At 67.5% G+C, this 24,627-nt stretch carries 21 protein-coding genes; 6 read left to right on the top strand and 15 right to left on the bottom strand.

Features of this window, described 5'->3' with window-relative positions; genetic code table 11:
* Positions 1 to 15: 15 nt before the first annotated feature.
* Genes ACOCMM_RS06985 through cofE form a run of 3 tightly spaced genes read left to right on the top strand, consistent with a single transcriptional unit; the run spans position 16 to position 3,118 of the window.
* Complete coding sequence (locus ACOCMM_RS06985; RefSeq protein WP_419552458.1) at positions 16 to 1,407, top strand: cell wall-binding repeat-containing protein; 1,392 nt, start codon at positions 16 to 18, stop codon at positions 1,405 to 1,407.
* A gap of 11 nt (positions 1,408 to 1,418) precedes the next feature.
* Positions 1,419 to 2,411, top strand: coding sequence for a 2-phospho-L-lactate transferase (gene cofD / locus ACOCMM_RS06980; protein ID WP_419552457.1), 993 nt, complete (start codon positions 1,419 to 1,421; stop codon positions 2,409 to 2,411).
* Complete coding sequence (gene cofE, locus ACOCMM_RS06975; RefSeq protein ID WP_419552456.1) at positions 2,408 to 3,118, top strand: coenzyme F420-0:L-glutamate ligase; 711 nt, start codon at positions 2,408 to 2,410, stop codon at positions 3,116 to 3,118. Before cofD ends, cofE begins: the two co-directional genes overlap by 4 nt.
* 254 nt (positions 3,119 to 3,372) lie before the next feature.
* Here the strand turns inward: cofE and ACOCMM_RS06970 are convergent, their stop codons facing one another.
* From ACOCMM_RS06970 to ACOCMM_RS06955, 4 genes are all read right to left on the bottom strand, one after another.
* Positions 3,373 to 3,720, bottom strand: coding sequence for a transposase (locus tag ACOCMM_RS06970; RefSeq protein ID WP_419554835.1), 348 nt, complete (start codon positions 3,718 to 3,720; stop codon positions 3,373 to 3,375).
* A gap of 220 nt (positions 3,721 to 3,940) precedes the next feature.
* Positions 3,941 to 4,993, bottom strand: a complete 1,053-nt coding sequence (locus ACOCMM_RS06965) for an integrase core domain-containing protein (protein WP_419552455.1) — start codon at positions 4,991 to 4,993, stop codon at positions 3,941 to 3,943.
* A complete protein-coding gene (locus ACOCMM_RS06960) occupies positions 4,990 to 5,310 on the bottom strand; it encodes a helix-turn-helix domain-containing protein (protein ID WP_419551537.1) in 321 nt (106 codons plus the stop codon). The genes ACOCMM_RS06965 and ACOCMM_RS06960 overlap by 4 nt, the downstream gene beginning before the upstream one ends.
* Before the next feature lie 81 nt (positions 5,311 to 5,391).
* Positions 5,392 to 6,030, bottom strand: a complete 639-nt coding sequence (locus ACOCMM_RS06955) for an IS110 family transposase (protein WP_419552454.1) — start codon at positions 6,028 to 6,030, stop codon at positions 5,392 to 5,394.
* A gap of 305 nt (positions 6,031 to 6,335) precedes the next feature.
* Between ACOCMM_RS06955 and ACOCMM_RS06950 the strand changes: the two genes are divergently transcribed.
* Both ACOCMM_RS06950 and ACOCMM_RS06945 read left to right on the top strand, forming a co-directional pair.
* Positions 6,336 to 7,622 (top strand): IS256 family transposase, encoded by a 1,287-nt coding sequence (locus ACOCMM_RS06950; protein WP_419552453.1) that lies wholly within the window; start codon positions 6,336 to 6,338, stop codon positions 7,620 to 7,622.
* A gap of 274 nt (positions 7,623 to 7,896) precedes the next feature.
* Positions 7,897 to 8,982: an IS110 family transposase gene (locus tag ACOCMM_RS06945; RefSeq protein ID WP_419552452.1), complete on the top strand. Its 1,086-nt coding sequence runs from the start codon at positions 7,897 to 7,899 to the stop codon at positions 8,980 to 8,982.
* A gap of 263 nt (positions 8,983 to 9,245) precedes the next feature.
* Here the strand turns inward: ACOCMM_RS06945 and ACOCMM_RS06940 are convergent, their stop codons facing one another.
* On the bottom strand, positions 9,246 to 9,416 hold the full coding sequence (locus tag ACOCMM_RS06940) for a hypothetical protein (RefSeq protein ID WP_419552451.1): 171 nt from the start codon (positions 9,414 to 9,416) through the stop codon (positions 9,246 to 9,248).
* 5 nt (positions 9,417 to 9,421) lie between these two features.
* Here ACOCMM_RS06940 and ACOCMM_RS06935 point away from each other — a divergent pair, with 5 nt between their 5' ends.
* On the top strand, positions 9,422 to 9,802 hold the full coding sequence (locus ACOCMM_RS06935) for a cysteine hydrolase family protein (protein ID WP_419552450.1): 381 nt from the start codon (positions 9,422 to 9,424) through the stop codon (positions 9,800 to 9,802).
* Between the two features lie 19 nt (positions 9,803 to 9,821).
* Here the strand turns inward: ACOCMM_RS06935 and ACOCMM_RS06930 are convergent, their stop codons facing one another.
* The 10 genes from ACOCMM_RS06930 to ACOCMM_RS06885 all read right to left on the bottom strand — a co-directional run bounded on the left by ACOCMM_RS06930 (position 9,822) and on the right by ACOCMM_RS06885 (position 24,569).
* Positions 9,822 to 10,016, bottom strand: coding sequence for a hypothetical protein (locus tag ACOCMM_RS06930; protein WP_419552449.1), 195 nt, complete (start codon positions 10,014 to 10,016; stop codon positions 9,822 to 9,824).
* Positions 10,017 to 10,039: 23 nt separating this feature from the next.
* On the bottom strand, positions 10,040 to 10,285 hold the full coding sequence (locus tag ACOCMM_RS06925; RefSeq protein WP_419552448.1) for a type II toxin-antitoxin system HicA family toxin: 246 nt from the start codon (positions 10,283 to 10,285) through the stop codon (positions 10,040 to 10,042).
* A 350-nt stretch (positions 10,286 to 10,635) separates the two neighbouring features.
* Positions 10,636 to 11,016 (bottom strand): type II toxin-antitoxin system VapC family toxin, encoded by a 381-nt coding sequence (locus tag ACOCMM_RS06920; RefSeq protein ID WP_419552447.1) that lies wholly within the window; start codon positions 11,014 to 11,016, stop codon positions 10,636 to 10,638.
* Positions 11,016 to 11,252 (bottom strand): CopG family transcriptional regulator, encoded by a 237-nt coding sequence (locus tag ACOCMM_RS06915; RefSeq protein ID WP_419552446.1) that lies wholly within the window; start codon positions 11,250 to 11,252, stop codon positions 11,016 to 11,018. The genes ACOCMM_RS06920 and ACOCMM_RS06915 overlap by 1 nt, the downstream gene beginning before the upstream one ends.
* A gap of 850 nt (positions 11,253 to 12,102) precedes the next feature.
* The gene (locus tag ACOCMM_RS06910) at positions 12,103 to 13,053 is read right to left on the bottom strand and encodes a S1 family peptidase (protein WP_419552445.1); all 951 of its coding nucleotides are present in this window, start codon (positions 13,051 to 13,053) and stop codon (positions 12,103 to 12,105) included.
* A 391-nt stretch (positions 13,054 to 13,444) separates the two neighbouring features.
* Positions 13,445 to 16,624, bottom strand: a complete 3,180-nt coding sequence (locus tag ACOCMM_RS06905) for a hypothetical protein (protein ID WP_419552444.1) — start codon at positions 16,622 to 16,624, stop codon at positions 13,445 to 13,447.
* Positions 16,621 to 20,091: a tubulin-like doman-containing protein gene (locus ACOCMM_RS06900; protein ID WP_419552443.1), complete on the bottom strand. Its 3,471-nt coding sequence runs from the start codon at positions 20,089 to 20,091 to the stop codon at positions 16,621 to 16,623. Before ACOCMM_RS06900 ends, ACOCMM_RS06905 begins: the two co-directional genes overlap by 4 nt.
* A gap of 56 nt (positions 20,092 to 20,147) precedes the next feature.
* Positions 20,148 to 23,663: a hypothetical protein gene (locus tag ACOCMM_RS06895; RefSeq protein WP_419552442.1), complete on the bottom strand. Its 3,516-nt coding sequence runs from the start codon at positions 23,661 to 23,663 to the stop codon at positions 20,148 to 20,150.
* Positions 23,660 to 24,010: a hypothetical protein gene (locus tag ACOCMM_RS06890; protein WP_419552441.1), complete on the bottom strand. Its 351-nt coding sequence runs from the start codon at positions 24,008 to 24,010 to the stop codon at positions 23,660 to 23,662. The genes ACOCMM_RS06895 and ACOCMM_RS06890 overlap by 4 nt, the downstream gene beginning before the upstream one ends.
* Before the next feature lie 334 nt (positions 24,011 to 24,344).
* Complete coding sequence (locus tag ACOCMM_RS06885) at positions 24,345 to 24,569, bottom strand: hypothetical protein (protein ID WP_419552440.1); 225 nt, start codon at positions 24,567 to 24,569, stop codon at positions 24,345 to 24,347.
* Positions 24,570 to 24,627: the final 58 nt, after the last annotated feature.

Genomic DNA, 24,627 nt, shown 5'->3' with positions numbered 1-24,627 from the left:
GATACCGTGCCGCGGATGGCACTCCGCCCGCCCGCCAGCCGGCGGCGCCCACCGCTCGCAGTGGTGGCCGCAATGCTGGCTGCAACGGCCGTCGTAGGAGTCGGGACTTCGGCTGGCGCTGCGTCGCAGATCGAATCGAATCGGCTGTGGGGGGTCGACCGATACGAGACTGCGGTGGAAATCGCCACCGAATTCGTCTCCGAGGCCGGCGCGATCGACACCGTCATCGTGGCCTCCGGGGAGTTCTTCGCCGACGCCCTGGCAGCCACCCCGCTGGCGAGCGTGCTCAATGCGCCGATCCTGTTGACGCCCTCAGACGTGCTCCATCAAGCTACGCGCGAGTTCATCGAGAGCCATCGCATCACCGACCTCATCATCGCGGGGGGCCCTGCCGCGATCTCAACCGATGTCGAGGACTCGCTGTCTGAGCTGATCGACGGTGCGCCTGAACGGCTGGAAGGCGTGAATCGCTACCGGACGGTGACAACGATTGCGCGCAAGATCGGCGCCAACGAGATCGGCAGCTTCTGCGGGGACGGCCTCCGGACGGCATTGCTTGCCAACGGGGAGACATTTGCCGATGCTCTCGCGCTGTCGCCGCTCGCCTTCGCAGGCCCGCATCCGGCTCTTCTGACGAAGCGCGACCGGCTTCCCGCGGCCGTCAAGCAATACGTCGTGGACCTTGACATCGAGCAGGTCGTGATTGCTGGCGGACTGGCCGCGATCGACGTCTCGGTCGCCGAAGAACTCGAGGAGCTGGGAATCGAAGTGCAGCGCCTGTGGGGCCAGGATCGCTTTGAGACAGCAGTCGAGATCGCACAGTCGCTGACTGACCGCTGCTTCGACACTGACGAATTCGGCCTCGCGAACGGCAGGAAATTCCCCGATGCGCTGGTTGGCGGGACGCTGTTGGGCCTGCTGCACGCTCCGTTGCTGCTCTCCGAGCAGGTCCTGCCGGACCCGACATGCGGCTTCTTGGGGAGTCCGACTCCCGATGCAGGTGCTGTCAAGCTCACGATCTTCGGCGGGACCGCAGCTGTCGCCGATTCCGTTGTCGAGGCTGCAATCGACGCCCTGCGCCGGCTGGACCCGGACTGCGATCCGCGCACCGACAGGCCCGGGGTGCCACGCGACTTCGCTGTGCGACCGCGAGACCGGGGGTTGGAGGTCAGTTGGAGGCCGCCATTGAACGTCGGCAGTGCCGAGCCGTCCGGCTACCGAGTGCGATACCGGCCAGTGGGCGGGTCGTGGACGACGATGCGCAATGTCAGCTCGCCAACAGAGATCACCGGCTTGCAGAACACGACGCTCTATGAGGTCGGGGTGCAAGCAGACGGCGATTCCTACGGCATCTGGACACCCAGTGCTTGGGCATCACCCTCCAGCGCTGCGACACCGGGTCGCTAGCGTCACAGGCTGTGTTGGGGGCTGAACGACCGACTGCTGATGGTGCAGCGGATTCGGTCGCCGTCCTCGCTGGCGGGGTGGGGGCAGCCCGGTTCCTGAGCGGACTGCTGCGGGTGCGCCGTCCCGCCGAGGTGACCGCGATCGTCAACGTAGGCGACGACTTCACGCTGCACGGTCTGTACATCAGCCCCGATCTCGACACCGTGACGTACACGCTCGCCGACGAGATCAATCCCGAGACCGGCTGGGGACGGGCCGGCGAGACCTGGCGCGTGCTCACCGAGCTGAGGCGCCTTGGCGGACAGGACTGGTTCAAGCTCGGCGACCTGGATCTTGCGCTGCACCTGTTCCGCACCCAGCGCCGCAGCGAGGGCGCGTCTCTGTCGCAGGTGACCGGCGAGATCGCTGCCAGGTTCGGACTTGAACTGACACTGCTGCCGGTCAGCGACGATCCGATCCAGACGCGCATCACACCGGCAGAGCCCGTCGGGGCCGCTGAGATCAACTTTCAGGACTATTTCGTCGCACATCAGCACGGCATCGCGGTGAGCGCGGTTCGCTTCGCGGGCATCGATGCCGCCAGACCGGCGCCGGGTGTGCTGGAAGCGCTGGGAGACACCGACACCGTCGTGGTCGCACCATCGAACCCGTTCGTCTCGATCGGCCCCGTGGTGGACGTGCCGCAGGTGCGCGAGACGCTGTGCCGTCGGCGAGACAGCGTCGTCGCCGTGTCACCCATCGTGGGCGGCGCATCGATCAAAGGGCCCGCCGGCGCCATGATGCGCGAATTGGGCCACGAGCCCAGCGTTGCGGGCGTCGCACGGCTGTACGCCGACTTCGCCGGCACCTTGGTGATCGACCATGCCGATGACGACCTCGCCCCCGCAGTGGCCGAAGCGGGGATGACGCCCGTCGTCACCGACACGATCATGGCCGACCCGGACCGCGCTGCCGCGCTGGCCCGGGCAACGCTCGAAGCTGCGAGTGCGAAGGGAACCACGTGACCATCGAATTGCACCCTGTCGAAGGCATCGGCGAGATCACCCTCGGTGCCGATCTCGGAGCGGTCATCTCGAGTGCCTGCGCGGGATCGCCCGCGGGCCTGCGCGACGGCGACGTGCTCGTGGTGACGCAGAAGATCGTCTCCAAGGCCGAGGGCGCGATGGAGCCGATCGATCCCGACGACCCGCTGTCGCACAAGCCGCTCGTCGAGCGCGAATCGGTGCGCATCCTGCGCCGCCGCGGCGATCTCATCATCAGCGAGACCAAGCACGGCTTCATCTGTGCGAACGCCGGAATCGACCTGTCCAACGTCAAGCGGGGCTACGCCGCGCTGCTGCCCGATGACAGCGACCGTTCCGCCAACAAGATCCGCGATCGAATCCGGGCACTGTCGGGCCGCACCGTCGGAGTCATCATCTCCGACACGTTCGGACGCCCATGGCGGCGCGGCGTCACCGACGTGGCCATCGGCTGCGCGGGCATCGCCGCCGTCGTCGACCTGAAGGGCACCGCCGATGCACTGGGTCGGGAGCTGATGGTCACCGAGGTGTGCGTAGCCGACGAGATTGCCTCTGCCGCCGACTTGGTGTGCGGCAAGGCGCGGGGCGTGCCGGTCGCAATCGTGCGGGGCGTCGATCCCACCTGGTTGCGGCGTGCCTCAGTGCGCTCAGAGATCATCCGAGATCCCGCCGAGGACCTGTTCCGCTAGCGCTGGGCCTCCATAAGCCTGCCAGCCATCCTGATGTGCGCCCGGGGTGCGCGGGGCAGGGGCGCCCGAGGTGCGAGCCACGAACCTGACCGCCCAGCGGAACGGGCTTGAAGCACCCAAGATGCGCAACGCAGGGGGCGCCCGTGCTTCAAACAGATGCGGCGCTTGGTGCGTGCGCTGGGTGGGCCTGGGGCGCCGCACAACTGCGCGCGGGCGCCCCTGCCCCGCGCACGGGCCTGTCAGACGCTCCCTTGTCAAGCGGCGAGTGCGAAGGGCTGATTTCGGGTCTGTTCGTCGCGCCACATTCGTCGGATGACGCGGTTGGCGAGTTGGCGTTTGTGGGCTCGTCTGGCTTCGCGTCGGGTCTTGCCTTCGGTGGCTTTTTTGGCGAGGTAGGCAATCGCTTGGGGCTGGCTGCGCTGCTGGGTGACCGACGCGACGTGCAGCACGCTGTTGATGCGCCGGTTGCCTCTGAAGTCGAGCCGGTGCTTGACGGGGTTGGCGGCGCCTTCGCCTGATGACAGGGCGACGGCGCCGGTGCCGCACCAGCGGGCGAACTTGGACTCGCGGTCGAACCGGGTCGGGTCGCCGACCTCGCACAGCAGCGTGGCAGCTGAGATCGGGCCGATGCCTGGTTCGTCGCGCAGGGTGGTGCCGTGGCGGTCGAGCAGCTCGTCGATGAGGCGTTCGAGGCGGCGGATCTCGCGGCGAGCTGTGCGGTCCTGTGAGGTGTTTCTGACTCTTCGCGACGGGTTGGGGTTGGGTTCAGACTGCGTCGGTGGGTTGCTGGCGGGTTGTGGTTGGTGAGAGTAGTGGTCTGGGTCATCGTTGGCTCCGGTGCCAGGCTCGGCGTTGTTGGTCGGCGGTGTGCATCCCGTGCTGGCGGGCGGCGCGGATGGTGTCGCCGCGGCCGTCGTGTTCGTCGTTGGGGGTGAGGTAGCCGATGGCTTCGTGCAGCCGGACGCTGTTGTGGTGGGCTCGGATCCGTTCGAGTTCGGCGGTGAGCACGGTCGGGTCGGTGATCGTGGTCAGGTGGGGGTGCTCGCGTTTGGCGTGGCCCCACAGCGACTCGATCCAGGCCTGGTCGGTCGGTGTGGAGGGGCGGCCGAAGTGTTGAGCGATCGAGCACAGGGCCATGAACCGGCGGGTCTCGTTGGCGCGCATCTCGGTGCCGTTGTCCGAGATCGCCAGCAGCAACGGGATCGTGGTGTCGTCGGGCGGTTCGGCGTCGGGGTCGTCGAGGCGTGCCCGCAGCTCGTTGGTGAGCAGCCCTTCGTTGTCGAGACCGCGGCTGAACAGGACCCGGGCGGCGACCGAGTCGGGGTTGGCTGTGAGGTGGGTGGAGATCCATTTGCGGCTGACGAGGTCGACGATCGCGTACGCGTGCTTGGCGGCAGCGCAGCGTTCGAACTGGGAGCCGTCCCAGCACCACAGCTGGTTCGGGCGCCATTCATGCCAGGCCGGCCACGGCGTCTTCACGCTGCGCGCGGGCCGCGGATCTCCTTGCAGGGCAAGGCCGTGACGGGCCAGGACCCGATCCACTGTCGATGGCGATACCCACACTCGCTGTTCGTAGGAGCCGCGGTGGGCGAGCTTGCGGTGCGAGCGGTCGATGTCGCCCCAGTCATCGAACAGCGCCAAGATCTCGGCCTCTTCGCACTCGAGGAGCCCATGGATCGGGTTCCCGCCCGCAGCGAGATCCTCGAGGCGGCCGGCGGCTCGGCGTTGTCGCCAGCGCCACACCCTGGCCCGGTCGACCTCGAGGGCCGCGCAGGCCCGGGTGAGACTCCAGCCGGCGCGCACAGCGTCGTCGATCAAGCCGAGCAGCGCTGCTTTGGCGGCCCCGTCGACGCGGGCGGGGATCGGGCCGCTCATCCCCAGTGCGATTTTCCCCGCAGCACCGCCAACTCGACCGCCTGCTCGATCACCGTGGACTGGAGCCGTTCGACTTCGGCGCGCAACGCGGCCGCCTCCGACGCCTCGGCGCGGGACTGGCGCGGCCGGCCCGGCCTGGAGGCCTGCAAAGCGGCGATCGCCCCGTCGCGAGCCACAGCGCGCAGCCGAGCGACCACCGAGCGATCCACCCCCGCCTCGGCCGCGGCGTCCGCTTGGGAAATCTGCCCCGACAGCATCCGCACCCACAAGTCGTACTTCTGCTCCGCTGTCAGCATCCGCTTCGGCTCTCGCTGCATCGACGTCATCGTTGACGGCCTCCATGATCAAGGCCAGCCACCATCTCAGATGCAACCTGAAAGAACCAGAATCCCGTCGCGTTAAGTCAGACGCAACACGTCCTGGCCGATGAACGCCTGGAGCCATTCGAGCCGATATTTGCCGGCGGGGGTCGTGTCGGTGTCGGGGTCGATGTGTTCGAGGCGGCGCAGCCGGGCTTCGATCTTGCCGTTCGTGGTGAGCTGGTCGCGTATCTCGGTCGGCAGCTTGGAGATCTGGTCCGCGACATGGTGCAAACCCAGCGTGCGTGCGGCCACCAGGGCCCGACGATGCTCGAGCACAGCCTCGATCTCGGCCACGGCAGGGTCATAGACCTCCAGCGTCTGGACGGGTCCCAGCGTCGGCTCGGCCAACAGCGCCCGGGCCGAGGCGACCGCGTCGACAGCGTCGGTCTTGCCCAGCTGACGCGAGCGGCGCTGGGCCGCTGAGCGCGACGCCGGCACCTCACGGGCGTCGAACCCGGCTGCTGTGAGCGCGATCGCGACGTGCGCTCCCCACTTGGCTGATCCCTCCACGCCGACCTGGCAGACGGCGTGAGCGTCGAGCAGATCGACAGCGGCGCCGTACCCGGCGGCGGTGTTGTCGAACGTCTCGTGGGTGATCTCGACGCCGCGATGGTCGACGATCCCTGCGGTGAAGGTGTCCTGGTGGGGGTCGATTCCCCCGACTGGCGGTGTCATGCTGTGCTCCTGCTGGAAGTGAAACTCCGGTGGGTCCGGGAACGGCAGGGGCGCTTCGTCACAACCGAGTCGAGACAGTCAGGCTCCCTTCAAGACAGGAGCGCTCCTGCCGGCCCCACACTCGACGCGACACGTCTGACAACAGGCACAAGGCCACAAGTCTGGTGGAGTCACCGTCGAGCATGGAACCGGACCGTAACCCCCTGGCAGAAGGCGCCGGCAAACCCAACAGTGACACTCGGGAATTTTGTGTATCGGGCGTGATCTGAGGGTCCGCAGCTGAGGGCTGTGGGCTGGGAAGGATCATGTCTGTGACTGATCATGACGTGCCGGCTGTGCCGGCGAGCGAAGCTGCCGACGATGCAGCGATGAAGGACTGGGCCGAGTATCTGGTGGCCCAGGCACGCGCGGAGGGCGTGGAGCTGACCGGCGACGGCGGCTTGTTGACCGGGTTGGTGCGCCAGGTGCTCCAGTGTGGTCTCGAGGTCGAGATGACCGAGCATTTGGGCTATGAGCGTCACGCCCCGGAAGGCCGCGGGACCCCGAACTCTCGTAATGGGTCGACGCCCAAGCGGGTCACAACCGAGATCGGCGAGGTTGATCTGGCGGTGCCTCGGGACCGTGCGGGGTCCTTCGAGCCGGTGACGGTGCCCAAGCACCAGCGTCGTCTCGACGGCCTGTCGGGGAATGTGATCAGCCTCTATGCGAAGGGGCTCACGACCGGGGAGATCCAGGCGCATCTCGCCGAGATCTATGACACCTCGGTGAGCCGGGAGACGATCTCGAAGATCACCGAGGGGATCGTGGCCGACATGGCGGTGTGGCAGAACCGGCCCCTCGACGCCGTGTATGCGGTGCTGTTGATCGACGCGATCGTGGTCAAGGTCCGCGACGCCCAGGTCGCCAACCGGCCCGTCTATGTCGCCATCGGCGTGGATCTTCAAGGCGAACGCGACGTGCTGGGGCTGTGGCTGGGCCCGACCGGCGGCGAGGGCGCCAAGCAATGGGCCACGATGCTCACCGAGCTGCGCAACCGGGGCCTGGCCGACGCGCTGATCGTGTGCTGCGACGGACTCAAAGGACTGCCCTCCTCGATCCGGGCGACCTGGCCCGACGCCACGGTGCAGACCTACGTGGTGCACATGGTCCCCAACAGCCTGCGGTATGCATCCACCAAGCACTGGGGGCCCATCACCAAGGCCATGCGGGAGATCTACACGTCTTCCACCGTCGAGGCCGCCGAGGCACGCTTCGAGGCCTTCGCCGACGACTGGGAAGGCACCTGCCCCGCCATGATCGGCTCATGGCGGCAGGCCTGGGACGAATTCGTCCCGTTCCTGGAGTTCCCGCCCGAGCTGCGCCGGGTCGTGTACACGACCAACGCCGTCGAGAGCCTCAACGCCCGCTTCCGACGGGCAGTGCGCCATCGAGGGCACTTCCCCAACGAACAAGCAGCAATGAAAGTCCTCTACCTTGTCGCCACCGCCAGACGCAAGAACCGAACCAACCTGACCGGAAAGACCAACGGCTGGAAAACCATCCTGAACACACTGACCGTCCACTACGGCGACCGGATCGCCGACCACATCTGATGAAAACCATCACGGCCGGTTACACAAAATTCCCGAGTGTCACTGTTGGGTTTGCCGGCGCCTTCTGCCAGGGGGTTACGGTCCGGTTCCATGCTCGACGGTGACTCCACCAGACTTGTGGCCTTGTGCCTGTTGTCAGACGTGTCGCGTCGAGTGTGGGGCCGGCAGGAGCGCTCCTGTCTTGAAGGGAGCCTGACTGTCTCGACTCGGTTGTGACGAAGCGCCCCTGCCGTTCCCGGACCCACCGGAGTTTCACTTCCAGCAGGAGCACAGCATGACACCGCCAGTCGGGGGAATCGACCCCCACCAGGACACCTTCACCGCAGGGATCGTCGACCATCACGGCGTCGAGATCACCCACGAGACGTTCGACAACACCGCCGCCGGGTACGGCGAAGCGATCGATCTGCTCGACGCTCACGCCGTCTGCCAGGTCGGCGTGGAGGGATCCGCCAAGTGGGGAGCGCACGTCGCGATCGCGCTCACAGCAGCCGGGTTCGACGCCCGCGAGGTCCCGGCGTCGCGCTCAGCGGCCCAGCGCCGCTCGCGTCAGCTGGGCAAGACCGACGCTGTCGACGCGGTCGCCTCGGCCCGGGCGCTGTTGGCCGAGCCGACGCTGGGACCCGTCCAGACGCTGGAGGTCTATGACCCTGCCGTGGCCGAGATCGAGGCTGTGCTCGAGCACCGCCGGGCCCTGGTGGCCGCACGCACGCTGGGTTTGCACCATGTCGCGGACCAGATCTCCAAGCTGCCGACCGAGATACGCGACCAGCTCACCACGAACGGCAAGATCGAAGCCAGGCTGCGCCGCCTCGAACACATCGACCCCGACACCGACACGACCCCCGCCGGCAAATATCGGCTCGAATGGCTCCAGGCGTTCATCGGCCAGGACCGCACAGCTCGCCGCGAGATCCGCCGCCTCGAACGCCTCATCGACGAGCTGCTCGACCGCCACGGCACCACCCTGCGCGACGAACCAGGCATCGGCCCGATCTCAGCTGCCACGCTGCTGTGCGAGGTCGGCGACCCGACCCGGTTCGACCGCGAGTCCAAGTTCGCCCGCTGGTGCGGCACCGGCGCCGTCGCCCTGTCATCAGGCGAAGGCGCCGCCAACCCCGTCAAGCACCGGCTCGACTTCAGAGGCAACCGGCGCATCAACAGCGTGCTGCACGTCGCGTCGGTCACCCAGCAGCGCAGCCAGCCCCAAGCGATTGCCTACCTCGCCAAAAAAGCCACCGAAGGCAAGACCCGACGCGAAGCCAGACGAGCCCACAAACGCCAACTCGCCAACCGCGTCATCCGACGAATGTGGCGCGACGAACAGACCCGAAATCAGCCCTTCGCACTCGCCGCTTGACAAGGGAGCGTCTGACAATCCTGGGGCGGCTCGCTCAACGTCTCGTGGCAAGGATGGCGCCCCCACTGGCGCCTGAGGTCGAAGCCGAGCTCTACGAGGGTCTCGACGGCTGAGCTGACCAGCAACGCAGACTGCGGCACAGCGGGTTCATCGCCGCACGGCGGCGTTCAGACGGATGCGCTCGGTTGAATGCGCTCGACTGAATGAGCGCGGTCTCATTCACGCTCGCGGCTCGCCTGGGTTCACGTCCGGCAGCAAGCGCTTCAGCCAGCTGCGGCTGTCTCGTTGATCTGCAACTCGATGGAGTCGAGCCCCACCGGCGTGCCGTCTTCGCGCACCACTCCGACCGTGACCCGCTGGCCAGAGTCCCGGTCAATCAGGCTCACCAGCCGGTTCTGATGCTCGATGAGATGCTCGTAGCCGAACTCCGCCAAGGCGAGTGGGCACGGTTACGAACCTCAAACGCCTGGTCGAGGGCGCCTGGACTGCGGGACTCACCGTCGCCTATGCGCTGCATCACTCGAACATCGGCGGCGACTACGACGGCTGGAAGTTCCTCAACCCGTCGCACAAGGGTACGAGGGACCTCGGGCTGTTCGAGGCCGGAAGCTTCGGTGTGCAGGTTCACCCTGATGTCGCGCCACAGCCCGGCGACATCATGGCGCGGGAGCACTGGACCGCGAGCGGGTTCGCAGGGACGGACCTCGACGTCTTGCTGAGCCAGCGCGGCATAGATCGTGTCGTCATCGCGGGCAGTTCTCCGATCGGCTTGATCACTTCATGGGGGGACAGCCGCCCACGCAATTCGCCTAGGCCCTGATCCATCCGCGGATCAGGGCCTAGAGCACGGCCTCGGTCGCATCATCGACGAGGCTGACGGAGAGGTCGTCGAGCACTCCTTCAGCCTCGGCCCACTCGCGGATAGAGGCCATGAGGTCTGACAGATGGTCGGCGCCGCCGGTGAAGCCCAGATCGTCCTCTGCCCACCAGTTCGTGCCTTCCCCGGTGTTTCGGTACACGCGGACCGTGTGCATGTGCTTCTCCTGCGGCTCTGCGCCTAGTTCCATAGTAGATCCCGAATTTCGGCGTCATTCAGCAGCGCGCGTTCGCTCAGCATGTGGCGAAGCGCTCGTGGAGGCACCTCGTCGCGATCATGGAACGCGAATCCGATCGGCAGGCGACCGGGTGCAACGAGCTTGCGATGCGAGCCTGTCTGCCGCTCCACCTGATACCCCAGTTTGGCGAGCAGCCGCAGTACTTGTCGGGCTTTGAGTGCTGGGAAATGCGCCGCTGGGATGGCCACTCTTGACACGCTAATGATCTTTTACGACTATTTACCTGTATTTACCTGCTATTTCCAACATTCGATTCATGCGCGCCGATAACTGTATTTTCGGCCCAGATCAGTGCCGAGCGACCCGGCCGAAATCGTTCGCATCCGACTGTGTCTCAACGTGTCCTGGCCGACTGCGCTGGTCCGGCTGCGTCAAGCCGTTGTCACAGACGTCATGTCGCCGACCAGGACCTTCTCGAAGTCATCTGCATCGGCGGACGCCTGTGGCGTCGACATCGTTTCCCATGATGGTGCCGCGGAGCTGCCCGAGATGGTTGTCTGCGGCGTCTACGCGAGTGGGATGCGCCTGAGGCGGGCCGTTATGCGGTGAGCGTCGAGATCGGGTAGGCGAGCACTTTCTCGTCGGTCGTGACGAGCGTGTGTCCCTCAATCATCGATTGGGCGACGAGGAGCCGGTCGAACGGATCTGCGTGCAGATCCGGCAGCGTTCGCAGGCCCATCGCGTGGGCTGCGGTGAGATCGAGCCAGTCCGCGCCGAGCCGGGCGACCAAGGTCTGGCAGCTGTGCTCCAGAAACAGTTTGCCGATGCGGCGCTTTATCTCTATCTCTGCGACCGAGATTGACGAGACGACGAGGTCGTTGGCGGGGTCCTCCAAAGCCGCCACCGCCTCAGCCGAGAGTCGTTCCGGCGCCTCATTGGCCCACAACAGAACATGCGTGTCAAGCAGGAGCGTCGCCATCAGAGTGGATCATCGAGCGACTCAAGCACTTCGGCGGGCGTGTCGTCGAAATCGTCGGCGATGGTGATCGTGCCACGGAGCTGCCCGAGCTGGCGGCGCGCCGGCGGTCGGGCAGCCTGCTTGAGGCCAGCGGCGAGAAGCTCGTTGATGACCTCGCCGAGCGTTCGGCGAGATTCGAACGCGATGCGCCGGGCTTCATCATAGATCGCGTCGTCCAGTGACACTGTGGTGCGCATACGCGCATCATAGCATCACAGTCCGAGGGCTAACGGCGGCGGCCCTTGTTGCGGGGGCGGGACGGGGCGCCGCGGGTGCAGCTGTTTGCGGCAAGCGCCTCCTTGTACGCCGCCCAGGAGTCGTCGGCCACCACGGCGGACAGGTATCCCCCCCGCACCGCCGCGGAGGCGCAACCCATTCCGGGACCATCAACAACGTCCCTCGGCACGGAACCCAGAACTAGCCTGCGGATTCTTGCGGCAAGCATTCGGTGAAGACCGGGTGCGAAAAGTCCGAGGTTCTTGGAGCAAGAGCCACCGGCGACCACATGGCCACAAGGCAGCAGCGAAGAACGATGCGACCATGACGGACCCCTTCGACGACGCGCCTGCGTCACGTCCGCGACGTTCACGGGAGCGACAGCTTGCTGCACCGACAGCAGGCAGCATCTGGGATTCGGCTGACCCATTCGCAGCTGGCGCTGGTGACGGCCACGTAAGCGCCGGACCCATGCGATCACATCGGACCTCGGGCGTTCTTGCCCCGGTCGCCACCATGGTGGCGCTTGCCGCCATATTGGCGATGCTCTTGGCGGCATGCGTTGGCGAGGATGGGCCCGCCGCGCCGGCTGCCGCGGGGCAGTCAGAGGCGACCCCCACTGTTGAGCAATCCGACCCGGGCCGTGCTGGTCGCCTGGTACCGCAGCACGGGTGGTGCAACCTGGGGTGCCAACGCGAACTGGCTGAGCGACAGGCCCATTGGCGAGTGGCACGGCGTCACCACGAACAGCAACGGCCGCGTCATTGAGCTGGGTTTCCAAGACAACCAGCTGACGGGCGAGATTCCACCTGAGACGGGCGCCGTCCCCGCTCATTCCGATGCCACGTGGGCGCTCGTCTCGACGCTCACACCATTCTCGACGAGGAAGCGCAGCACGTCAGTGCCGGGGATCGCGACACCGAGGCTGCCGCCTTCGCCTTCGAAGAGGCCGGTGGCCACACCGATCAGGTGACCATGACGGTCAAACACGGCACCACCGCTCACGCCTGAATCCAGCAGCGCATCGGTCTTGAGCAGCCGGTGGCCCTCAGGACTGGTCGTCGTGCCCGAGAAGGTGCCGCTGGTGAACGTCAGCGTGTCCTGACTTTGGCCGAAGCCGGGGTAGCCCAGAATGGTGATGTCGTCACCGAGCGCAAGCTCGTCCCGCTCGACCACGAGCGGCGTGGGCAGGTCCGCCGGCGTGCCGCTGAAGCGCACAACGGCGAGATCGCGGACGGGATCGTCGGCCACGAGCTCAGCCCGCTGCCAGTCGTCCGGCGCCGCATCAAACCGCCGCGCAAAGCCGACATGCACCTCGCAGACAGGAGCGTCGCCATCGGCATGCAATACGTGCGAGTTCGTCAGGACGAGCCGACCGTCTCCGATGATCGTGCCCGAGCCCGATTGCTGGCAGCCGGGTGCGACGAGCTGCACCACCGATCTTGCAAGCGCCTCCCAGTCGGGCGCAGCGCTGGGCGGCGCAGCGCCGGGCGGCACCGTCGAGGTCGGCACCGGCGCCGTGGATCCCGGCGCAGGGACCGCAAGACGCTGTTGAGCGGGCACCGTTGCCGAGGTCGTGGCGGCATCCGGATCGCGTTCGCCGGTCGGTTCCGCTGGGGCCCGCGTCACCGTCGTTCCGGTCTGCAGCGGCACAGTGGGGGCAGCCCCGCCACCGCCGGATGCCGCAGCCCGCGTGCCGGTACCGGCGGCAGCCTCGGGGGCATCCGGACGGCTCGCCAGCATCGCCGCGCCAACTGCGACCGCGGCGACGGCCGCTGCCACGAGTGCCGCTGTCGCTGCCCGGCGGCGGGTCCGGGATCCGGACCGGCCGGCAGCGGTACGGGATTCCCGGCGAGATGCGCGTGTGCCCGCGGCCCGCGTGGTTCCGGCCCTGCCCACAGGCACCGTATCGGGCCTGCTCGGCGGTGAATGACTCTCCGATGGCATCGGCGTGCCGTCCTGCGGACGTTCCGGCGGCCGCACCGGCCAATCCTGAGCAGGCGGCTGATGCGGCGGCGCAGACGCAGAACGGGAGGGAGGCCGGCGGTCTGCCGGGGCACCTCTCAGCGGATTGCGAGAATCGCCTGAACGCTTATCGGCCATGTTGACGTTGCTTCGTGCCGCCGCGCTCGAGGTGCCTGCGGGTCTTCTGCGTGCCCTCCGGCCGAGCGGCTCACATCAGAGGTTCGGAAGTCGGCGAGCCAGGGCTTGGGTCGATCACCGCAGCGGCGTCGGCGCGCGACCCGGGCACGGGTACCAGCTGCTCCACCTCGACCGGCTCGGAGACGTCCACCCGGACCGCATGGACCAACAGCGTGCCACGGTCGCGCAGGTAGCGGCATGTGCGATCCGCGCCGGGCTTTCCCACAGGTACAGCGACGTCGGCAGGCCACCACACGTACGGCGTGTACTGCGGCGGCGCTTGGGCTCGAGGCGGCAGCGAGCCCGGCGGCAGGCGGTCCTCGCCTTCGGGCAACAGCTCCCCCAGCAGCGCCGGCAACGTTCGCTCCTCTCCCGCGGCGGCATCGACAGTCACCGCCGCACGCTCGTTCATGAACGTGACGCGCATCGCTTGCGCCACAGCCTCGTCGGCGGCGCTGCGCAGCAGCCCGTCGTAGGCGCCGTCGTAAACCCTGCGAGCGAAATTCCAGCGCGGACCCACTCCCTCGCCGGTGCGCGCAGACTCGGGGGCTGCGGGGTAGGTGTCGTGCTCAGGCAGCGGCACCTCCCGTTCGGCGCTGACGCCGTAGTAGGCCCGCTCTGCCTCGGTGAATCGCCCTGCCATCCGCCGGTACTGCTCGCCCAGCCAGCCTCTCGACGCGACCAGCGGCAGCAGTTCGGCCAGAAACCCGTCCCGTGTGTCGTCAGTGAGATCCAGATCGAGGATCAGCAGCTTGCGCACCGGCGAGCGCGGATCCCCGACCTCAGTGCGGTCAATGCCCGCCCCGAATGGCCGGTGCAGCAGCCGGCTCAGGACGGCCGCTGAGGCCAGCCAGTGCACCTTCATGGTCGCCAGCACCGAGCTGCGGACCGAGGCTTGCTCCAGCTGATCAACATAGGAATCGACAGAGCTCTTCCACGCTCGCACCGAACGGCGGTCCCGTCGGCGGATATGGCGGATCATCCCGCCGGTCACCCCCGCAACCGTGACCGCGGTGGTCAGCAGGACCGTCAGCAGCCGCCAGTTGCGCTCCTCGAACACGGCCGGGGCGCTGAGTTTGTAGTTCAGCGCCGCGACCGCCATGACGAAGATGTAGGCCAGCAGGACGACGCTGATCGCTGTGGTGGACACCATGGGCGCGAGGGGGCCCAGCAGGGAACGATCCCCGGAGAACTCGCGAAACCTTGCCGTGATTGTCAGCCCCACGACCGCTGCGATCACGACCGCAGCGGGAAACCACCGATCCGGTTTGTCCAGGAAGCTCTCTTCCAAGGGCCGTGCCATGACCAGCAGCGTCGTGGCAGCGGCTGCGTATGCCGCGGCCACCAAGGTGAGGCGGACCTGGGCGGACATGCTGCGGCCCGGCGTCAGCCGCAACACCGGCGGCAACGTCGCCAGCAGGGAGATCAACCCGAAGGCAGCGAGCCGCGCCGATTCCGGCAGGTGATCCGGCGTGAGGACGTCGCGCAAGCTCGTCAGCGTCACCAGCGCACCGAGCCCGAGGAGCACCGCGCCGAGCAGGGCATAGGCCACGAACGTGGTGACGCCCGGCTCGGGACGGCTATCGGGGCGCAAGTGATCCCGGAAGTCTCTCAATAGGGCACGGATGCGCTCGTCGCAGAGCTCGTTTTCGAGATCGAAGCGGCGCGTGACGCCGGCGAGCAGCGTCAGGTCCGCCGACGAGCTGCTCCCGCCGTCGGGATCGTCCTCCTCAGGCTCATCAACCTCCTCATCGACCGCCACCTCATCGACCGCCGCCTCATCGCAGACCCCACCATCGGCCTCAAGCCCAACAACCGCCTCATCGACCGCCGCCTCATCGCAGACCCCACCGTCGGGCCCGGCTGGTGCCTGTACATCGACCGCAGCGGGGTCGTGCATTGGGGGACTGAGCGCTGAAAGCACGTCGACCAGCGCGCCGTCGGCGGGCGCGAGCACCGATGGATCGAGCACGACATAGCGCTCGCTTCCCACGGCTGCCCTGACGCCATCGTCGAGCATCGATGCATCTGCGGTCCCGAGGACCCGACGCACCAGCTTGGTCCATCCGCTCGGCGGCACCCCGTCCATCGACACCGGGCCGCTCGCTTCTTGCAGCAGCCGCCGGGCCTCGTCGAGCGCCTCGTCGGAGTCGACACCCGAGCCGTCGGCGCCGACGATCGGTGCCGACCACAGCGCGACGCGAGCGGTGTCGAGGGCGAACGCGTTGAGCCGCTCAGCAGCGTCACCGAAGTCGTCGTGCTGGCTCAGCGCCCCGCTCACCGTCTCGACCGCAGACCGCCGGGTCGCAGCCATGTCGGCCTCGGGGCGGGCCGCGGGCCGCTCGTGCAATTCTGCGGAGTCGTCGTCGGTTACCTGGAATTCCTCCGGGTACAGCAGCGGCGGGGCCGCACGGGCAATGTGCGCCGGATCGGGCGCAGGCAGCAGTCCCGGAGGCAATGGCAGCAACCCGTCCGTGTCCAGCATCTGCTCGGGCGACGGCGCTCGGATACGCGCAGCCCGGCAGGTGGATCTCACGAGGCGCACGAGCGGGTTGCCGAGGCCACTGCGTGCGAACTCGACCATCTCCAGCGGCGCCCCTGCCATCGTCGACCACAATCCGGTCAGCGATGCGACCTCCACCGCGACATGCCACGCGTGAACGTCGCCGTCGGCGCTCGACAGCGGAAGCGCCATAGTGCGCTCGGACTGACGGTCCGCCGGCAGCACCACGAACGCACCCTCTGCTGCAGCATCGATGTAGGCCGCCGGCGGCGCGAGCTGCTCGTCCCCGCTGTCGGGAATCCACACCCGATGGAGGAACACATCGGTTTCTTGGGGCGCGATCCTGCGCAGATCGCTGCGCAGCGCTGCGTCTGCCTCGGCCAGCTCGCCGTGGGCGTTTGCCGCTAGCGACGCCGTCGCTGCACTGACGATGTCGATCCGTTGCAACTCCCCCATGCGGTGCAGCGTGTCCGCCACCGATTCAGCCGACCAGGCGCCGCCTTCGAGGATCTGCTCAAGCCGGCCGCGCTCGGGCATGTCCGGAGCTGCGCACTCAATGTGCATGACCGGCCGGAGATGAGACGCGGCCGACAGCTCAGCCCATGCCGCCAGCACCGACGACATCGCGCGGTCGCCGTGGTGGGTGGCGATGATGACCGTCCGTCTGCGGCCGTCCGCGGCCGGGAGCACGATGCTCGAAGGTCTCACATCAATGGCTCCGGCTCGCGGTGTTCGAGATCGTCGGCCCTCGACTCTGCCACCTGGATCAGGTCATTGAGCGACGGCCGCATGAGCTCGTCCCACAGGCCGATCCAGTGCGGCGCGCTCGACAGGACAGCGGCAGAAGTCTCGCAACGTTGCAGATGCTCCCTGTGGCGCGCGCCATAGCTCTGCAGCGTGCTGCGGCAGACCTCCGAAATGCGCCTCAGCCGGCCGATCTCCGAATCGACATCGTGGGGGGAGTCGAACCGATCCAGTAAGGCCCCGCCGGGGTCCAGGACGGAATCGGCGGTTCCAGAACGGACCCAGTCGCCCAGCGCAGGCGACAGCGACTCGTAGGTGTGCAAGGGGCCGTTGGGCACCGCCGTGCCGAGCTCGCGCAGCTCGATGTACGGCAGCAACGGGTCCAGCGTGCCGGTTCGGCAGACGTCCACATACGCCAGCGCCAGCGACTCCAGAACCAAGGGCAGGACATCCTGCTCGCCGGTGGCTCGCGGCACAGACAGGAAGTTCGCGGCGAAAGACATCGGCACCCTCGTCCGGGATACGAAGATCTCGTAGATCTCGCCATCGGCCCTGATCCGTCCGAGCATCCGCCCGGTGAACCAGCCCCGCACCAGGCAGCGCAGCAGCGCCTGAGGGGCTGGCACAAACGAGCTGAGCGGTTGCGCACGGCGACGCGTCCAGAAGTTCTGGCGCCGGGTCGCCGTGTCGCACTGGTACCACCGCTCGGCAATCGGCCGCATCAGCGACTCCACCACGAGCAGCGACACCGGCGCGGCGAGGGTGCTGGTGATGTCGATGTGGCAAATGGATGAATCGCTGTTCAGCAAACCGTCGATGTCGTCGTCGCCGAGGCCCTCTCTGGCAAGCCGGGCGCGCACATCGGCTTCCACCGGATGGGCCTCCAGCGGGAGCGAGCTGAGCTGCAAACGCGGCGACGCCTGCGTCATGTTGGGGTGGACCAGTCCCAGCAAATTCGCGTCGAGATTGATCAGCGGCGCTGCTGCCGACACTGCTTCGCCGAGCTGGTTGAGCAGCCTGCTGCGGTGCTGGCGGATGTCCTGCTCGCTGAGTCCCGAGGCGTCGTGAGCCTCCGACGTGCCGACGAAGCTGCGCAGCGTCAGGTCCAAGTATCGGGACCATGCCGAGCCCGGACGCTTCAGCCATGCAGCGGCCCTGGCCTGCAGATCTTCGAGCGTCGTCCGGACCCGGACCCGCAGCTCGGTCGGCGAGTGCGAACCGCCCACCGCCGCTGCTGCCGACGGCCACCAGTCCCGCTCGATCTCTACGCATGCCAGATCCTGCGCGTCCGCACCTGCTGCGGCGCCCTCGCCGAAACGCCCGGACACGATCGTGCGTCTCACTTCCTCGCGCTGTTCCAGTGCGCGGTCGGCGGTTCCTACGTCGCGCGCCAGCAGGTCGGCAAATATGTGGGGATAGTCGTCCGGATCGACGAGGGGATAGTCGCCAGCGGGCGGGCGCACGCTGTCGGGCGGCGGCTCGTCGTTCCAAGCGACCCACATCGTGGTGTCGGCAACTTCAAACTCGGCGTTGCCGTGAGCTTCACGCAGCGTGCGCATTATCGGCCGCAGCACGCGTTCGGCGACTTCGGTGACGAGGGTGGCAGCGCGCTCACAGACGAGGGCCTCGCCGGCATAGACGGCCCAGTGAATGCCGTCTAGCAAGGCCTCCTCGAGGCGGGCATCGGTATTGGCGACCTTGCCGCGCATCCCATCGAGCGCCTCGTTGACAGCCGTCGCCCAGTTGCGCGACCAGTCGCGCTGGCGACCGACGTCATTCTCCATCAGGTCCTCATGGACCTCGTCGGCCAAGTACGCGGCTGCCAAACGGCACAGCTCCGCAGCAACCAGCAGCCCGTGCGATGCCACCCATCGCCCCGCAGTGCGGGCGATCTGATCGCTGATAGCGGGAACCCACTCCAACGTCGAGGTGGTGAGATGGGACTGGTACTTGCGCTCGTAAGTCTGCTGGGCGGCGTCGATGGCGTCGCGCAACATCGAGCGCCACCGCTCGGAGTCCAAGCTCTGGCTTTCGTCGAGGCCGCAGCGCTCCCGTGCCTCGTGCTCGAACTCCTCGCGAAACGTGCCGGATTCGGGCGGCCGCAGTTGATCGATGATCTGGTTGTCCTCGGGGCCCAGCTCAGTCAATCCTGCCTGCCGCAAGAACGCCGGGAGGTGATGCTCGGCGAGGTGCGACAGGACCACATTGGGATCCTCGGTGGCAAGCTCGCGCCCGACTTGTAAGGCCTCGCCCGAGTCGCTGTGGTACCTCGTGAGATGACCGATTGCATCCTTGACGAGCCGCTGCACGGCGTAGCGCTCAAGATATTCGGTGCCGACCGACAGGCGCGAGAAGCCCAGCGCCGAGAAGCAGGGCAGCCCCCGCTCATGCATCTCGCCTTGATCCACGAGGATCTCGCCCTGCTGCTGCGAAGACGCCGAATTCGCCCAGTTTCCGGCGGTGTATGCCACGAAACGCGCCTGCACCACTTTGTCGCTGACCCATGACAGCAGCGAACGGCCGACCATCTCGAACAAACGGTCCGGCGTGCCATGATCGACGCCGCCCTCGCCGACGCGGCCCACCAGGAACGGGTACGTCGGGCCGCTGCGAACCTGCGCTTTCGGCAGGCCGGCCTGCCGCAGCACCTCGCTCTCCTTGGGCGCAGCGATGTTCGGCGAGCTGACCTCACTGCCCTGCCACCACTGGCCGTTGAGGATCTCGCAGATCGCCGCGAGGCTGTTGGGGTACACGCCTCCCAGTGACGCGCCCCCGAGCGACTGGAAGACCTCCGGCGTGTACAGCAGCGCAAAGATGTTGTCGCCTGCGGGCGTCTCCAGGCTGCGCAGGATGTCGCACACGACGTTGAGCAGGCCCGCTCCTGTGCCGCCCGCGAGCGAGCTGACCACGACGATGTACATGTTGGAATCCGGGTCCGCCTGCTGGCCGGTGACAGCGCTGTACAGATCGCCTATCTCGCCGCGGGCACCGGGCGCAGAGATCCGGCGAACGCACTCGTCGAGCTTCTTGCGGATACGCGAGGCATAGGCCATCGCCACCGACTGGCCCACGGCGCGCATCTGGCCCGCCCCGAGCTGCACGCCCACATTGAGACCCGCAGGCTCGACCCGCCATGTCTGCATCTCGGGCCACAACCGCGGATTGCCGTCGAGGATGTTCTGCAACGCCCTGAAATCCATCCCGGCGCTGATCAGGCCGAGATACTCGTCGGCCTCGAGCGACTCGGCCGCGTAGTCGATCTCGTCGCCGTCGGGCCGTACTGGCGTGTCGATGTGCAGGAACTGCCAGCCCGCCGGGATCCGGCTGCCGGCATCGTGCTCGGACATCCATCCGCGAATCTCGCGCTTGAGGAATCGCAGCGTCTTGCCACCGGATCCCCCGAGGCCTACGAACAAGAACTTGCTGTACATCTCACTCCTCAGTCGGAATTTCGCTGTGCGTCGGATTCTGAATCTGGTTCACGGCTTCATCGCTGCCGTGGCGGCGGGCGGTCCGGACGGTCGCGCGGCGGCGGGCGGTCCGGACGGTCCCTGGCAGGGGGCCGACCCGGATCGTCCCTGACCGGCGGCTGCTCGCTGGGGCGCTCAGCACCCTCCTGGGCCGGCGGCGGCGCCGGCTGTTGCAGCATGCTCTCGGCACGGTCGCCATCGGATAGGTCCGGCTGGCGCGTCCGGCGCCTCGGCGAAGCCCTCGTCGCGTCGTCGTCCTCGGCCTGTGGCGACGCAGCCTCGTCCGCGCTGTGCGCCGAGGCATCTGCTTGAGCCATGAGCGCTTCGAGCTCATGCTCGTCTACATCGGAGACGCGCGAAGCCCGGCCGCGGCGCGGCAGCGCAACCCACGCCGACGCCACGAGATGCCCCTCAGGAGACCGACGGGGCGCACCTGCAACGAGCAGGGTCGGCAGCTCAGCGGACGCTGTGGCACCGTGCCGGGACCGGCGGCGCGCTGTGGGCCGCGCCGCGATCGGATCGCCTGTGCGGGCGTCGACAGCAGACCATGCGCCGCGCAGCAACCCAGGCAGCCAGAACCACGGAGGCCGTCGCAAGGCGACGCGCAATCCGGCCGACTCCCACGCCATCCATCGCTTGCCTCGTCCGCCCCTGCTTGCCTCGCCGCCGATGCGCTCGCCGGTAGCCGCATCGATGGCACCGCGGGCGCCCGCGGCGAACGACAGCTTCCCGTCGGCGCCGGGCTCGAGGGGAACATCGAACCGGTACATCCAGTAGCCCATCGGGTCGGGAAGGCCCATGTTCGCCACGAGCGCGCCGCAGAAGAGCAAATAGCTCGCCGCCATGCTGACCAGCAACAGCGCCAGTGTCAGCCGGAACGCCGCCGCGGAATTGGCTCGTGCCAGATAGCTCTGGTCGATCTGCAGCTCGACGGATTGCTCGCGCATCAAGCGATCTGCGCTTGACTGCAGCTCGCTGTCGCCGGGGTCCCAGCGAGGCATCAGCGTGATGGCCCCCGCGATGTCCCAATCGCCGTTGTCCAGCTCATCAGCGCTGACCAGGTGCAACGCAATGCCCGCAGCGTCGCCGTCCACACCCACCGACAGCACCGACCCGTCATCGCTCACTGTCCCGCGGCTCCCGCCGCTGTGAACGCCGTCATCGAAACGCCACTCGAAGTCGCCCGGCAACACAGCCGCGTCATCGGGACCCCACACCAGCTCCACCGTCATGGTGCCCTCAGTAGGCGGCACCAGCACGCACCCCGATGCCGCCCGCAGCCGCGAGCGAGGAAGCTCCGCCGCGTCCGACTCGACATCTGCATCCGAGCCCGAGCACGACAGGACCGGTGCTCCCCGAATCTGGTAGCTCTGCTCGATCTGCAGCTCGACGGATTGCTCGCGCATCAAGCGATCTGCGCTTGACTGCAGCTCGCTGTCGCCGGGGTCCCAGCGAGGCACCAGCGTGATGGTCCCCGTGATGTCCCAATCGCCGTTGTCCAGCTCATCAGCGCTGACCAGGTGCAACGCAATGCCCCCGGCATCGCCGTCGCTCCCGACGAATAGCGCCGATCCATCACCCTGCACCGTGCCGTTGCCTGCGCCATCGTGAAACTCGGTGTCGAAGTGCCACTCGATGCTGCTCGGCAGCACGGCCGCGTCATCAGGACCCCACACCAGCTCCACCGTCGCGCTGCCCTCGGTCGGTGGCACCAGCACGCACCCCGATGCCGCCCGCAGCCACGAGCGGGGAACCTCCGCCGAGTCAGGTTCCACAACCAGGCGGCGTACAACGCCCAGCGGCCGCTCGTCCTCCGGCCGGGCTGAGCCGTCGCCGTCCGTAGGGCCAGACGCGCCTAGCGCGTCCGCGCCCGAGCACGACAGCACTGGCGCCCCGAGGCAGTCGTAGAGCACCGAGGCGGGACCGTCGATGTCCACCCGTGCCTCGACGGTGACCTCCCCGGCGCCGAAAAGCGCGCCGGTGTGCGCCGGCCGGACTTGCGCCACCAAAGGCGCGTCGAGATCATGGGACTCTTGACACCGCAGTGGTCGGAGCTCGAAGACGACCGTGCCGTCGTCGCGACAGGACCAGTCCGCGACACGCTCATCAGGCCACTCGAAGTGCTCGACGGCAGCTGCGTCGCAAAGTTCGGGCGGCGCTGGAGCCGCGATCTCGATTCTCCGCGGCGGCGAATCGGGACCCAGTTCGCTGCGCAGCACCGGTCCGATCTGCTGCCCATCGGCTGTAGCGACTCCCTGGGCCGACGGCGCCGACGTTGGAGAGGCTGGAGAGATGTAGCAGGCCACGCCGGCATCGCCTTGGCCTCCGCTGGTCAGGATCTCGAGGGTCCAGCCCCCGTCGAGATCGCCGAATTCGGCCGCATCGAGGCGCAACGGCTCGACGCCGGTGCCGTCGCCGCGACGCGCGCTGCCGTCGGCTGCGACGATCTCGTAACCCGTGATCCAATTCGCGCGCGGGTAAGCCACGATCGACTCAATGAATCTGCCCGCCGGCAGCGGTGCAGACTGCTGACCGTCGACGGACGCGACGCCGCACTCGGGCCATTCGGACAAGCCGTTGGCAGCTACATCGACTACTTCGAGCAGCTGGATAGCGAGCCGGTCGAGAGCGTCAATGGCGATCACCGAGCCATCACGGTCGGCCGGCTGATCATCGCTCCACTGCGCGCAGCCGAATTCCCGCGAGTACTGGAGGCCACGCGTCAGCTCAGACGTCGGATCGCCTGTCAGCGCCCGCACAATCTGCATCGAGGCCAGCGCCATTTCGCGGCCGATCTCGTCTTCCTCGTCGGGATCGGCCTCATCGGGGTCGGCCGGGCGGCCTGCAACCCGGAACTGGTCTCCCAGCAGGATCGCGTAGGTATCGATGCCTGCTGCCTCGAAGGACGGCTTGAGATCGCTGCAAACGTCGGCTCGGAGCCGGTCGGCCTGCTCGAGCGACGGTGTGCCGGTTGGGTCATAGATGCCGTCGGTAAAGAACAGCAGCAATCGGCATGCATCCTCGTTGCCGCCGGCGGTGAAGGCGCGCCGTGCTTGTTCCAGCGCCGTCAGGTAGTCGGTGTGCCTGCCCTGCACAACGAAGCCGCCTTGCCCGTTCGAGTCGCCCAGGGACAGCTCGATCTCAGCATCGGAGGGATGCTGTGTCGACGGAGGTCGGAATCCCACGATCTCCCGGGCCGAGGCGTCGAAGCGCCACAACGCAACTCGGATCTCCGGTGCGTCGGCACTGCGCAGGTCGGCCACCAGCGCCGACAATCGCGCCCGGAACTCTTGCAGTGCCGTCCTGCGCTTGGCGCCGTCGCGGTCGATGCCGTCGCGCTGATGCAGCGAGCCGGAGGCGTCCATCATCACCAGCAGATCGATGGGCTGGCCCGGCGAGCACGGCGAGTAGCCCGATGAGTCAAGTTCTTGCGCAGCAACCACTTGTCCGAACGGCAGCGCAGACAGCACCAGCCCGAGCACGACGACGACGAAACGGCGACACAGGCGCCGGCGCGAGCTTGCTGCCGTCACGGCCTCGTCAGGTCCCGGGCCCAGAAGATCAAGTGTGCAGCACCGAGAGCCCAAGTGGAGAGGGTCATCCAGACGACCGCCTGTCGTGCGCTGAACAGTCGCCACTCGGAGTATCGCCGGGTCGCGCGTGCCTTGCCATCGGCCTTCAGAAACCGGTACAGCACCCCGATGTTGACGAAGCAGCCGACGACGTAGCCGAACGTGTTGAAATCGACTTCGCGTCCGGTTTCAAGGATCCCGATCTCAGCCCGGTCGCCCAGCCAGAAGCTGGCTGCCACGAATACCAAAGTGACGACCACAGCCGCGAAACTCGCGACGGGCGGTCCCGCGTCCTGTCCGCCGTTCACCTTCCTGCTCTCCGTCCGCTCGATGAGGCCGCGAAACTCGCGACGGGCGGTCCCGCGTCCTGCCCTCGAAGCGAGGCACTACGTACCCGTCGAGATGGTCCGTCGCGACCCGGCGCAGTGCCAGAGCGACGCGCTGGTGGACGATCCGTCATCGTCATATGGCTTACGCTCCCGAGCCGATGAACAATCGCCAGTGTCACCCGACGAGGCGTAACATTAGTTTAGATCATGTATACGTGAGTCTGATGCAGGCAACAGACCGCAGAACGCTCTGCGACTGACCAAGCACGGCTGTGAGCGACACGAGGTGCGAGAACTCTCAGTGCGAGGAGGGCTAACGGCGGCGGCCCATCTTGCGGGGGCGGGGCGGGGCGGTGCGCGTGTAGCTCTCTGGGACAAGCGCCTGCGCGGCAGCTTCCATCGAGTCGTGGCGGCCGGCGGCCTCGGTCGCGGTCTGGGCGGCAGCCCACTGGGGCTCGAATCGCTTCAGCCACGCGACTGCGGGCATCGCCACCTCGACGCAGACGGCTTCCTGCGAGACGTCCCTATTCCCTCGCACTGGCAGCGACTCACCTCGACGAAACGCTCGCGCAACACATGTGTTGTGTAACATGCGT

The sequence above is a fragment of the Candidatus Poriferisodalis sp. genome (genome assembly GCF_965198245.1).
In the GTDB taxonomy this organism is placed as follows: Bacteria; Actinomycetota; Acidimicrobiia; order Acidimicrobiales; family Poriferisodalaceae; genus Poriferisodalis.
Note: the sequence above shows the minus strand (reverse complement) of the source record. Positions and strands in the feature narration are given on the sequence as shown.